The 12,402-nt window shown below is 74.3% G+C and carries 7 protein-coding genes; 2 read left to right on the top strand and 5 right to left on the bottom strand.

Features of this window, described 5'->3' with window-relative positions; all coding sequences use genetic code 11:
* Nucleotides 1-72 precede the first annotated feature (72 nt).
* A complete protein-coding gene (locus D9753_RS00535) occupies nt 73-2,379 on the top strand; it encodes a LuxR C-terminal-related transcriptional regulator (protein WP_163010565.1) in 2,307 nt (768 codons plus the stop codon).
* 31 nt (nt 2,380-2,410) lie between these two features.
* Here the strand turns inward: D9753_RS00535 and D9753_RS00530 are convergent, their stop codons facing one another.
* The 3 genes from D9753_RS00530 to D9753_RS00520 all read right to left on the bottom strand — a co-directional run bounded on the left by D9753_RS00530 (nt 2,411) and on the right by D9753_RS00520 (nt 6,929).
* Nucleotides 2,411-5,278 carry a non-ribosomal peptide synthetase gene (locus D9753_RS00530; RefSeq protein WP_240467964.1) on the bottom strand — a complete coding sequence of 956 codons (2,868 nt, stop codon included), beginning with the start codon at nt 5,276-5,278 and terminating at the stop codon, nt 2,411-2,413.
* Between the two features lie 107 nt (nt 5,279-5,385).
* Nucleotides 5,386-6,216, bottom strand: a complete 831-nt coding sequence (locus D9753_RS00525) for an SDR family oxidoreductase (protein WP_121785242.1) — start codon at nt 6,214-6,216, stop codon at nt 5,386-5,388.
* Nucleotides 6,213-6,929, bottom strand: a complete 717-nt coding sequence (locus D9753_RS00520; protein ID WP_121785241.1) for a thioesterase II family protein — start codon at nt 6,927-6,929, stop codon at nt 6,213-6,215. Before D9753_RS00520 ends, D9753_RS00525 begins: the two co-directional genes overlap by 4 nt.
* A gap of 305 nt (nt 6,930-7,234) precedes the next feature.
* Here D9753_RS00520 and D9753_RS00515 point away from each other — a divergent pair, with 305 nt between their 5' ends.
* On the top strand, nt 7,235-8,599 hold the full coding sequence (locus D9753_RS00515; RefSeq protein WP_121785240.1) for a glutamine synthetase family protein: 1,365 nt from the start codon (nt 7,235-7,237) through the stop codon (nt 8,597-8,599).
* 51 nt (nt 8,600-8,650) lie between these two features.
* Here D9753_RS00515 and D9753_RS00510 read toward each other — a convergent pair whose 3' ends face one another.
* Nucleotides 8,651-11,134, bottom strand: coding sequence for a M28 family peptidase (locus tag D9753_RS00510; RefSeq protein WP_121785239.1), 2,484 nt, complete (start codon nt 11,132-11,134; stop codon nt 8,651-8,653).
* Nucleotides 11,131-12,402, bottom strand: coding sequence for an MFS transporter (locus D9753_RS00505; RefSeq protein WP_121785238.1), 1,272 nt, complete (start codon nt 12,400-12,402; stop codon nt 11,131-11,133). Before D9753_RS00505 ends, D9753_RS00510 begins: the two co-directional genes overlap by 4 nt.

Raw genomic sequence — 12,402 nt, 5'->3', positions numbered from 1 at the left:
ACCACCCATTGGCGGAATTCTTGCATGCGTGGGGGAACGCTTATGTCTGAAATATCGGGATTGCCTGTCGATGTGACTGATTTGCTGCTGGATCCGGCGCCCTCGGTCCACGTCCTCGAGGTGACCGGTGGCCGGTGGACCGGGAAGAGCACCCTGCTTGCCCGGCTGGCCGACGAGGCGGAGGAACGCGGCTGGCGGGTCGCCGTCGGACGCGCGGCCGTGCAGCCCTCGTCGGCCCGGCCCCCCTTCGGACTGTTCCTCGGCGTGATGGACGACCTCCTGACCAGGGGTGGTGTCGAGACGCGGGAGGAAGGGCAGGAGGAGTGGGCCAGGCGCGCGTTCGACGGACTGCTGGGGCTTGGTGAGGGGACGGCCGAGCTGCGGGACGACCCGGTCCTCCGGTACCAGAACTTCCGCACCGTACGCGGGCTTCTCGAGGAGGCCGCGTCCTCGCGCGGTCTGCTCTTGGTCCTGGACGACGTGCACTGGGCCGACGAGGGCTCGTTGGAGCTCCTGGAACACCTCGTGCGCCATCCCCCGCGCGGAACCGTGCTGCTTGCTCTGGCACATCGGCCGCGCCAGAGCAGCCTCCAACTGCACACCGTGCTCAACGAGGTCGTACGGGACGGCCAGGCCCGCCGGGTCGCACCGCCCCGGCTCTCCGCCGAAGAAGCCGGAGCCCTGCTGCCGGAGGACATCAGCCGGGTGCAGAGCTCGCTGCTCCTGGAGGAATCGGATCACAACCCCGGGCTCCTCAAGGCCTTCGCCGCGATGCGGCTTCCGCTGCATCCCCAGTGGCCCTCCAGGACCAACCTGCCCGTGGAGGCCCTGGCCGAAGTGCTCCGAGACTTCCACGCCCTGTCACCGCTGGGCTGGCGGGTGGCCCGCGCCGCCGCGATCCTGGACGAACCGTTCAGCCTCAACGTCCTGCAAGCCGTCTCCCAGGTCGACGACGAGGAACTGCACACGGCGATCGACGAACTCGCCGGACAGGACATCTTCGAGGCCGACGCGAATGCCCGGCACCTCAGGTTCAGCAACTCCCTGCTCCGGGCCGCCGCCCACCAGTCGGCCGGCCCCGGCTGGCTGCTCGGCGCACACGCCCGCGCCGCGCGCTTGCTCGCCCGGCAGCGAACCGACGACGTCCGGCTCGCGGAACACCTGCAGTTCCAGATCGCGGGCGAGGACAGCCGCACCAGCCGCCTCCTGCTCGACGCGGCCGCCGGGCACCGGTGGACGGACGCCATGGACGCCTGCGCCTGGGCCGAGACCGCGCTGACCATCGGCGACTCGGGCGGCGACGAGGCCTGGGCCACGACCGTCCTGGGCAGCGCACTCGCCCTCTCCGGCCAGCTCGGCCGCAGCCTGGAAGTGCTCCAGCGCGTGGGCGGGAGCGCCGCCTCCCACGCCCATGCCGTGGAGGCGCTGCTGTGGACGGCCTGGGCACGGCGGATGCTCGGCGAGGCGGATGTGGCCGAGCGTGAACTGGCCACGGCCGTGCGCTCGGCGCCCGGCCTCGGCCCCGTGGAGCGGGCCGAGCTGCTTGCCGACTGGGTGTCCTGCACCCTCCACCTGGACAGGCCGGTGCCTGCCGAGCCGGTGGCGGAACTTCTCGGCCTGGTCGAGGCCCTGCCGACCGGTGAGCAGGTGCGGGTCCACGCGCTCAGTGCGATGGCAGGGCTTCGCGAGAGCGGCGGCACGGTGGCCAGGGCGCGGGCCCAGACGGAGGCCGCAGCCCGGCTGCTCGCCCCGCTGCGGGACGACGACCTCGTCGAGCACCTGGACGGGCTGATCTGGCTGGCCCGGGCCGAGGCGGAGCTGAAGCGGCCCGAGGTGGCGATCGGGCATCTGGAACGCGGCCTCAGCATGGCCGAGGGCCGGCGCTTCCACAGCGTGGTCCCGCTCTTCGCGGGGGCGCTCGCCCGGGTCGAGTCGGGCGTCGGGGACCCGCACGGCGCGGTACGGCACGCCTCCGTCGCGGTCGCGGCGGCCCGCCGTACCGACAGCCCGTACCTGCGGGAACGGTCCGAGGGCATCCACGCGGCGCTCGCCTCCGGCCCCGGCCGGAGCGGCATCGGGCGCTTCACCGTGCTCGGGGGCGAGGTGGCGGCGGCCGACGCGCTCGACGTACTGAGCAAGCGGGAGCTCCAGATCGCCGTCCTGGTGAGCAATGGGCGGACCAACAGCCAGATCGCCCGTGCGCTCGTCGTCAGCCAGAAGACGGTGGAGACGCACCTCGGCCGGATCTTCAAGAAGCTGGCGGTCGCTTCCCGCGCCGAGGTCGCCGCCTGCGTCGGCCGTTCCTACGACCACCGCGATCCGCTCTCCCGTACCGGCGTGGACGCCCGGACGGGCCTCAGCTCCCGGGCCGTCTCCTGAGAGCGGGGTGGGCGGTCACGCCCCAGGACGGTCACGACCCGCCGCCCCCGGCCTCGGGCCGGGCACGCCGGCGGAGTTCCGCGGCCAGGCCCGCCGCCGTGTGAAACTGGTAGATGTCCCTGACCCCGGCCGCGAGGCCGGCCTCCCGCAGCGCGTGGCACACCCGTAGCGCCAGCAGGGAGTTGCCGCCGAGGTCGAAGAAATCCTCCTCGGCGGTGGCGTCGGTCCCCAGGACCGTCCGCCACGCGGCCAGCACAAGCGCGTCGAGGTCCTTCTCGGGGGCCTCCGCGCCGGCCGCCGGTGCCTCCCGTGTCTCCGGTACGGGAGGCACCGCCGGGGGCTGCGGCACGGCCTCGGCGGCCAGTGCCGCGAGACGGACCACGTCCGTCTTCCCGTTGACCGTGAGCGGGATCTCCGGCACCGCGACCACGCTCGGCACCATGTACTCCGGCAGGGTGCGGGCCGCGTGCCGCCGGATCTCACGTGCGTCCCCGCCCCTCAGCACGACATAGCCGTCGAGCCGGGCGGCGTCCTCGTCGCCCTCCTTCCGCGCCACCACCACGGCGGCGTCCCGCACCGCCTCGTGGCCGAGCAGCACGTGCCGGATCTCGTCCGGCTCGACGCGGTGGCCGCGCAGCTGCACCTGGGAGTCGATGCGCCCGTGGTGCTCCAGCTCCCCGTCGGGACGCAGCATCCCCAGGTCTCCGCTGAGGTACAGGCGCGTGCTGTCCACGGGGGCCGTGACGAAGCGCTGGGCCGTCAGCTCGGGCCGCTCCAGGTAGCCCTGGGCGAGGCCGTCGCCCGCCACCGCGATCTCTCCGAGTACGCCCGGCGGCAGGGGCCTGCGGCTCCCGTCGAGGATCCGCACCGACCAGCCCGGGATGGCTCGGCCCACTGAACGGTTCCCGGTCAGCGCGTCCTCGCGGGTCATGGTTCGGGCCGTGACGTGCACGGTGGTCTCGGTGATGCCGAACATGTTCACCACTCGGCACGCGGACTCGGGGTGGGCGTCGAACCAGGGGAGGAGCCGGGCCGGGTCGAGCGGTTCGCCGCCCAGGATCACCAGGCGCACGGAGCCGAGCACCGCCTCCTCGCGTTCCAGGTCGATGAGGCGGGCGAAGGCGGAGGGCGTCTGGTTCAGCACGGTGACCCGCTCGCGTACTAGCAGCTCGCGGAAGTCGCGGGGGGAGCGGCAGGTCCAGTACGGAACCACCACGACCCGGCCGCCGGTGGCCAGTCCGCCCCAGATCTCCCACACCGAGAAGTCGAAGGCGGCCGAGTGGAACCAGGCCCACGTGTCCTCGGCGCCGCATGCGAAGTCCTCACCGGTCGTGGCGATCAGGGCCGCCACATTGCGGTGCGGCACGACCACGCCCTTGGGGCGTCCCGTGGAGCCCGAGGTGTAGATGACGTACGCCGGAGCATCGGGGTCCGCCGACCGGGCCGGGGCCTTTGGGGCGGTGGCGGCCCGCTCCAGGAGCGTCTGGGGCGACACGGTGACCCGCGAGGCGAACGGGCCGTCCTGCGCGGCCGCCTCGTCGTCCACCAGGACGACGCCCAGTCCGGCGTCCTCGGCGGTGTAGGCGAGCCGGTCGGCCGGATATGCGGGGTCGAGCGTGACATAGGCGGCGCCCGTGACGAGCACGGCGAGCAGTGACACCACCAGGTCCGCCGTGCGCTCCAGGCAGACGCCGACCCGGTCGCCGGGGAGGACCCCGATCCCGCGCAACGCCCGGGCCGTCAGTTCGGCCCGGGCGAGCAGCTCCTGGTAGCTGAGGTGGGTGTCGCCGTCGGTCAGCGCGATCGCGTCCGGGGTCTCGGCGGCGCGGGAACGGACCAGTTCGGGGATGGTCAGCCGGGGCGCCGGGCCCTTGCGGCCGAGGCCGCCGAGCTCCAGGACCTCGCGCCGCCGCGCCGGGCCGAGCAGCTCCACCCCGGCCGCTGTGGCGTCCGGGGCGGCTCCGGCCAGGCCGTCGGCGGCCGTGGCGAGGAGCGCGCCCCACTGTGCGGCGAGTGCGGCGGGGAATTCCTCGGGCCGGTACCAGCCGCGCAGGACGAGACAGCCGTCGGCGTCCGGGGCGGCGTGGAGCGTGAGAGCGTGTGGGGCGCAGAGCGGCGGGGCGTAGAGGAGGAGACCCTCTGCGGCGGGGGCGGCGTCGAGCTGCAGACGGACGCGGATGCTGTCACCGTCCGTGTCCGTGTCCGTGTCCGTGTGCGCGGCCGCGAGGAAAGCCGTGACCTGGGCGTCCTCGTCCAGGGCGGAGACGGGTACGGCGAAGGCGCCCGAGGGGGAGCTGACGTCCAGGACCGGATCCCGGTCGCCCAGCGTCCGCGCGAGTACGAGGGCGAGCGCTGCCGTCAGCAGCCGGGCCGGGTCGGGTCCGGTCGCCTCCCGTCCGGTTCCCCGCGGGGCCGGCAGCGTCATCGGGGCGAGCGCGACGAGGCCGTCGGCATCGGCCCGTACCGCCCCCTTGGGGACGAAGCCGTGTTCCTCGCCCCCGGAGTACGGGGGCATGCCCCGCAGGACCGTTCCGGCTGTCCGGTCGAGCTCCCGGCGCCCGACGTGGTCGGCGCGGGCGGCCACGACCAGGTCCCGTACCCCGTCCGCGTACTCCAGCACGGTCAACCGGAGCGGGGAGGCGGCGGAGGGGCTGATCCCGGTGCGGGTCTCGCGCTGTCGGCGCCGCGCGGCGAGCGGGCCGTCGGACGGTCCCGGGACCGGCTCGGCCCATACCCGCGGGGGCTCCTCGGCCGCCGGTCCGGCCGTGGCACCGTCCGCCGCGGACTCGCGCAGCCGGGCACGGCAGTCCGCCACGGTCAGGCCGGCGGGCAGCCGGTGCACCACCGCATGGCAGGGCGGCGTGGAGGACTCGGGGAGGGGGACCGGGGCTACGGACACAGGGTGACTCCAGACGGCACGGGTGGTTCGGGTGCCGGATGCCTCCGGCGGTGCGGGCGGGGCGGTGGTGCGGGGGCCTGGGGCAGTGGTCCGGCGACGGCTCGGGGTCAGCGGATGCTGTAGCCGCCGTCGACCGTGATGACGCTGCCCGTGGCGTGCCGCGCCTCGTCGGAGGCAAGCCATAGCGCGGCTGCGGCCACGCTCTCCGCCTCCACCAGCGCGTTCGTGGGCTGCTGGGTGAGGAACGCGTCCTCCTGCTCGGAGGGAGTGATGCCCAGGCTGCGCCCGATCTCGGCGAGCATCACGCCCTCGTTCGGCCCACCGTCCCGGATGGAGCCGGGACACACCGCGTTGACCCGGACCCGGTAGGGCGCGTAGTCGAGCGCGGCGGCCTTGGTCAGTCCGACCAGACCGTGCTTGGAGGCCACGTACCCCGCGAAGTTGCGGTAGCCGACGAGCCCGGCCGTGGAGGCGATGTTCACGATGCTGCCGCCGCGGTTGCGGACCATGGCCGCACCCACCGCCTTGGTCAGCCGCCAGGGCGCGGTGAGGTTGACCGCCAGCATCACGGCCCAGTCCTCTTCCGTGACCTCGTGGACGATCCGGCCCGACGGGCCGACGATCCCTGCGTTGTTGACGAGGACGTCGATGTCGCCGAACCGCCCGGTGGTCTCGGCCACCACCCGGTCCACGTCGGCCGGTTCGCGGACGTCCGCGGTCAGGACGAGGACGGAGGCGCCCGCCGCGCGGCAGAGCGCCGCCGTGTGGTCGAGCTGGCTGGGCGAGGCGAGCGGGTACGGCACCCCGGGGATGTCGGCCGCGATGTCGACCAGGGCCAGATCGGCCCCCTCGGCCGCGAAGGCCGTGGCACAGGCCCGGCCGACACCCCGGGCCGCGCCGGTCACGAGGACCTTCCTGCCCTCCAGGCGCCCGCTCATGCCGAAGGTTCCGGGGCGTCCGGCAGCCCGGCGATCAGGTCGAGCAGCGGTCGCCAGGCGTCGACCAGGTACATGTGCCCGCCCTCGATCTCCGTCATCCGGAACCGGCCCGTGGTGATCTCCCGCCACGCACCGGCCTGTTCGGCGGAGACCATCTCGTCGTCGGCGCCGCGCACCGCGACGACGGGAACGGACAGCGGTGGGGTGCTTTCGTCGTGCACATGGCCCTCGTGCATCGCCACGTCCGCCCGCAGCGGCGGCAGCAGCAGCTCGCGCAACTCGGGTTCGTCCAGAGCCGGATGGCGGTAGCCGGCGATCTGCTGGACGCCCTCGACGAACTCGTCGTCGGGCAGCCCGGTGATCCGGCCGCCGCGTGCCACGCCCGGGCGGGTGGAGCCGCTGGCGACGAGGGTCAGACCGAGGCCGGGCTCCCGCTCCAGCATGGTCCGGGCCGCCTCGTACGCGAGCACCGCGCCGAAGCTGTGGCCGAAGAGCACGACCCGCTCCGATCCGGCGACGGTGGCGAGGAGTTCGGGGACGATGACCTTGAGCAGGGCGTCCATGTCGGTGTGCTCGGGCTCGCCGAAGCGCTTCTCCCGGCCCGGGATCTCCACCGGCTCGATCCGGAGGTCCGTCCCGTGCGCGGTCCACGGCCTGAAGAAGCTCGGCCCCGCGCCGGCGGGCGGGAAGCACAGGATGGTGGTGCTCGGCATGTCTCTCCAGTTCCGGGCGGGGTTCGGGGCGGTGGTTCCGGGCGCTGGTTCCGGGGCAGTGCTTCCCGGACGGTGATTCCCGGTGGTGGTTCGGGCGGTCGGGCCGGCCTGTCGGCCCTCTGCCGGCATTCCTGCATGATCCGCCGGTCCGGCGGCCCCCTGAAGTCGGGAGACTCCCCGACTGGTACCACCCCTGTCCGGGCGGGCGAGGGATTCCCCCGACTCCTGGCACCGAGGGCCTTTTGCCACGATCGAGGACCCCGCGCCCTCCCTTCCCCTCCCCGCCCGACCCCAAGGAGACCCCCATGGCACGCCGACGCGGCATGCTGACCCCGGCCGAACTCAAGGCCCGCGTGGCCGCGGGCGAGATCGACACCGTCGTCCTGGCCTTCACCGACATGCAGGGCCGACTCCAGGGGAAGCGGTTCTCCGCCGAGTTCTTCCTCGACGACGTGCTCGCCCACGGGGCCGAGGGCTGCGACTACCTGCTCGCCGTCGATGTCGAGATGCGGACCGTCGAGGGCTACGCGAACTCCTCCTGGGAGCAGGGGTACGGGGACTTCCGGCTGCTGCCCGACCTCTCCACCCTGCGGCTGATCCCCTGGCAGCCCGGCACCGCCCTCGCGCTCGCCGATCTCGCCCTGCCCGACGGCCCGCCCGTCGCCGTCTCGCCCCGCCAGATCCTGAAGGCGCAGACCGACCGTCTCGCCGTGCGGGGGCTGCGGGCGATGGTCGGCACCGAGCTGGAGTTCGTGCTGTACCAGGACTCGTACGACGAGGCGTGGCAGCGCGGGTACCGGGGGCTGCGCCCGGCCACCGGCTACAACGTCGACTACTCCGTCCTCGGCACGTCCAGGACCGAGCCGCTGCTGCGCCGCGTCCGTACCGAGATGGCCGGGGCGGGCATGTACGTGGAGGCGTCCAAGGGCGAGTGCAACCTCGGCCAGCACGAGGTGACCTTCCGGTACGCCGACGCCCTGACCACCTGTGACAACCACACGCTCTACAAGACGGGCGCCAAGGAGATCGCCGCGCAGGAGGGGCACAGCATCACCTTCATGGCCAAGCCCGACGAGCGCGAGGGCAACTCGTGCCACATCCATATCTCGCTGCGCGGCGAGGACGGCGAACCCGTGTTCGCGGGTGACCGACCGTACGGGCTTTCGCGGATCGGCGAGATGTTCCTCGCGGGGCAGCTCGCCGCCGTTCGCGACCTCACCCTCCTCTTCGCGCCCACCGTCAACGCCTACAAGCGCTACCAGCCCGGCAGTTTCGCCCCCACCGCCGTGACCTGGGGCGTCGACAACCGGACCTGTGCCCTGCGGCTCGCCGGGCACGGCTCCTCGCTGCGGATCGAGCACCGTGTCCCGGGCGGCGACGTCAATCCGTACCTCGCCGTCGCTGGGCTCATCGCGGCAGGGCTTGACGGGATCGACCGCGGGCTCTCCCTGGACGAGCCCTTCCAGGGCAACGCCTACGCGTCCGACGCGCCCCGGGTGCCGGGCGCGCTGCGGGAGGCGCTCGCCCTGTGGGAGTCGGCGGAGCTGCCCGTGGCGGCTTTCGGCGAGCCGGTGGTGCGGCACTACGCACACATGGCCCGGACCGAGGTGGCCGCCTTCGACGCCGCCGTGACCGACTGGGAGCTGCGCCGAGGCTTCGAGCGGTTGTGAGCGCCCGGGGCCCGGCGCCGTCATCGGCGGACCACCCCTGGGACGCGGGCGTCAGATCGTGAACGCCCGTGCCGCCAGGGTGAGCGCCGACCAGTCGGCCGACCAGCTGACGGTGGCGGGCTTCTCGCCCAGCGCGGCGGCCGGCAGCCCCGGGGTCTCCGCGACCAGACGGAGCCTCAGCGGGGCGGTGCCCCGAACCGTGAGGGTGACCTCGACGCCGTCCGCCGGAGGGGCGACCTGGATCAGGCCCCACTTCCACGGGCCCGTGGCGGTCGGTCGGTTGGTGCCGCCCGGCACATGTACGCCCTCCACCCGGGCCTCGGTCACCGTCGTGCCCGTGGTGTCCGCGTACAGCATCAGACGTGAGGCGGCGCCGTCCTCGGTGCCGAGCCGCAGGCGTACGGTACGGGTGTCACCCGCGCGTTCCGTCGACAGGACCCGTGCCGTGGGCCGGGACACGCGCGCGGCCGGGGCGGTGCCGGTCCTCCACTCGGGCCGGACCAGGTTCGGGAAACCGTCCTCGAGGTGCGCGTGGTGCTCGTCGACCAGCCGGTCGGCCCAGGGGTGGGTGCCCAGGCCCGTGCTCGCCCAGAGGGCCCGGCCGGTGTCCGCGTCCAGTACGTAGAGCAGGCTCACCTGACTGGGGCGGCGGGCGTCGACGCCGTCCGCCGCGAGGCCGCCCACGATGAGCACGACGCCGAGGAGCAGCCCCGCGCAGGGCATGAGGAGACGCCGGCGCCGAGGGGCCCCGCCGGTTCGCGTCGGCTGTCCGTCCGTCCGTCCTTCCGCGGCCGGCGGCTCCTTCGAAAGCCGTCGCCCGCCGGGCAGCAGCGGTGCGGCCGGGAGCAGTGCGAGGACCACGACGACCAGCGGGACCGAGGCGAGCGCGAGGCCCACGGCGGAGAACAGCAGCGCGGCGACCGGCAGCATCAGCGCCGCCGCCGGGATGAGCGGCAGCGCGCACAGCGCGGGCGCCCCCGGGCTGTCCCCGGGCAGCCGCAGCGCCGCCGCCACCCCCGCCAGGCCCGTCAGGGCGGGCCACACGAAGAGGTACGAAGCGCCGGGCACGGCGACGGCGGTGACCAGGGCGAGCAGCGTGAACCAGACGAGCACCCCGAGCGCCGTCTCCACCGCCCCGCGGGCGCGGCGCCGGCCCCGCAGGGCCCACAGCGGCACCAGACAGGCGGCGAACAGGGCGAGACCAGCGGCGGCGGGCCCGCCCCGGTACGGGGCGCCCAGGCTGAAGCCCGCGTAGTGTGGCCGGACCAGGAGCATCGCCTCCCAGGCGGCGTAGCCGGTGCCCGCCGCGAGCAGCAGCGGCCCCGGCACGCCAGCCGTGACCGCCGCCACGGTCCGGAGCCGTACGGTGCCGCGGCGCCGGGCGAACGCGAGCAGGGCGGTCAGCCCGGCGGCGGCGAGCAGCGCGAGCGGCAGCACGAGCGCGGCCGGATAGCGGACGAGGAGGCCCGGCAGGGTGAACCAGGTGGCGTCGGAGCTCTCGCGGACCTGTCGCAGGTCGGCCGCCGCGAGCTTTCTCGTGGCGGCGAGGACGACCGACCCCATGTCCTGGAGGCTGCCCCGGTCCGCGCGGTCGGCCGAGTCCAGCGGGGTGTGGTAGGAGGCGGAGCCGTCCAGGACCGCGAAGTTGAGACCGGTGGCGCCGGCGTCGCGGAGCACGGTGAAGTCGCTGTCCTGCGGCAGGATCTCGTAGACGGCGGTGGCGAGTGAGGTCGCCACGGGGACGCGGTCCGTCAGGGCGGGCAGCAGCGCGCCCGCGTGCTTGCCCGTCTCGAACATCGCCACCGGGCCCGAGGTGCCCCGGGCCTCTAGGTTGAGGACGACGGTCCCGGCCGGGTCGCCGAGTCCGCCGCCCGCGGCGGTGAAGCCGCGGGCGCCCATGAGGCCGGGCTCCTCCGCGTCGGTGAGGAGGAAGCCGATGTCGTTGCGGGGGGCCCTTCCCGTGGTGAGGGCCCGCGCCACCTCGACGATCGTGGCGACGCCGATGCCGTCATCGGACGCGCCGGGGCTGACCTCGGCGGAGTCGTAGTGGGCCACGATCAGGACCCGGCCGGTCGGCGCGGTGCCCGGCAGGGAGGCGTACACGTTCTCCACGCGGGCCACCATGGCGGCCCCGTTGCCGGTGTCGGCGGAGACCGTGGACCGGACCTCCGGGCGCAGTCCCAGCGCGCTCAGCTCCGCGACGAGGTGGTCCCGTACCCGGTCGTGCTCCGTGCTGCCGACGGGGTGCGGGGCGGCGGAGATCTCCTCGACGGTGGCGGCGGCCCGCCCGGCGGAGAACGCCCCCGCGGGGGCGTCGGCCGGGGCGGGAGCGGGCACGGTGAGGACCCCGGCGAGGCCGGCCACGGCGACGAGCACGGCGAGGCCGGCGACGAGGAAGGACGCCCACCGGGCCCGCCACGGGGGCCGCCGTCGTACCGGGCCCGGCGCTGTCCGGCCCGCCCCGCCGCCGCCCGGTCCACCGGACTCCGGCTCGGCCGTGGCGGACGGGGAGGGCTCGGTGTGGTCGGGGGTCATGCTTTTCTCCCGTTCTGCCGTGTCGCGGCGGGCTTCTTTCGGGCGGCACCGGTGGGGGGCCCGGTCCCGGTCGCGAAGCGGCCCCGTAGGGCGACCACCGCGGCCACGGTCAGGGCGGCTCCGGAAAGCAGGAACGGGGCACGCAGCCCGAAGGCGCCGGCGACGACGCCGCCGACGAATCCGCCGACCGGGGAGAGACCGTTCACGATGAGCCGGTACGCGCCGTTGACCCGGCCGAACAGCAGCGGCGGGATGACCTCCTGGCGTACCGAGGTGGTGACCACCGTCGCCAACGACACACTCGCGCCGACCAGGGGCAGTCCGCCGCCCGCCAGCAGGGGGTGGGAGGCGAGACCGGCGATCAGGAAGGGGACCGGACACAGCCCGAAGGCCAGCTTGAGCGTGCCGCCACGGCCGAGTGCCGCGACACACCGGGGCGCGAGCAGCACCCCCGCGAGACCGCCCGCGCCGATGACCACGAGCGCCGTCCCGTACGCCCCGGGCGTGATGTGCAGGATCTTCACCGCGTACAGCACGGCGATGCCCATGACCGCGACGATGCAGAAGTTCAGCACGCCGACCAGCAAGCACATCGTGCGCAGGGTGCGGTGGCGCCACAGCCAGCGCGCGCCCTCGGCCGCGCCCCGCCACACCTCGCCGGGCCGGGCCGCCTCCGGTCGCTCCCGGGCGGAGGCGTGGGCGGGCCGTACGGTCATCACGAGCACGGCGGCGAGCGCGAAGGTGACGGCGTCGACGGCGAAGGGAAGCGCCGCCGTCAGCACGAACAGGGCAGTGCCGAGCGGGGCGCCGAGAAACTCGGTGGCGACGAGCTGGCCGCCCATGATCCGGCTGTTGGCGGTCTCCAGCGGGGCCGTGCCGGTCACCTCGGGGACGGCGGCCTGCGCCAGGTTCTCGGCGAGCGTCTCGATCGAGCTGAGGACGAAGGACACGCCCACCAGGACCGGGATGGAGGCGTGTCCGGTGAGCAGCAGCCCGACGAGGAGAGCCATCACCGCCGCCCGTGCCACGTCGCACAGCCACATCGTGCGCCACAGTGGCAGCAGATCGGAGAGGGCCCCCGAGAAAGGCCCGACGAGGACCCAGGGCACACGGGCGGCGACGGTGACGAGGGCGACCTCCAGCGGATCGTCTGTGAGGGTCGCCGCGAGGACAGCGAGCGCGGCCAGCCGGGAGCCGTCGCCGAGCCCCGAGACGAAGGTCGCCGCCCACAGGCGGCGGAAGCCGGGTGCGAATCGTCCGGAAGTCAT

Origin of the sequence: Streptomyces dangxiongensis (genome assembly GCF_003675325.1) — a bacterium.
GTDB classification, from domain to species: domain Bacteria; phylum Actinomycetota; class Actinomycetes; order Streptomycetales; family Streptomycetaceae; genus Streptomyces; species Streptomyces dangxiongensis.
Note: the sequence above shows the minus strand (reverse complement) of the source record. Positions and strands in the feature narration are given on the sequence as shown.

Coding starts and splice junctions, on each gene's coding strand:
- D9753_RS00510 (WP_121785239.1), bottom strand. CDS start 11,134: ATGACCCCCGACCACACCGAGCCCTCCCCGTCCGCCACGGCCGAGCCG.
- D9753_RS00520 (WP_121785241.1), bottom strand. CDS start 6,929: ATGCCGAGCACCACCATCCTGTGCTTCCCGCCCGCCGGCGCGGGGCCG.
- D9753_RS00505 (WP_121785238.1), bottom strand. CDS start 12,402: ATGACTTCCGGACGATTCGCACCCGGCTTCCGCCGCCTGTGGGCGGCG.
- D9753_RS00525 (WP_121785242.1), bottom strand. CDS start 6,216: ATGAGCGGGCGCCTGGAGGGCAGGAAGGTCCTCGTGACCGGCGCGGCC.
- D9753_RS00515 (WP_121785240.1), top strand. CDS start 7,235: ATGGCACGCCGACGCGGCATGCTGACCCCGGCCGAACTCAAGGCCCGC.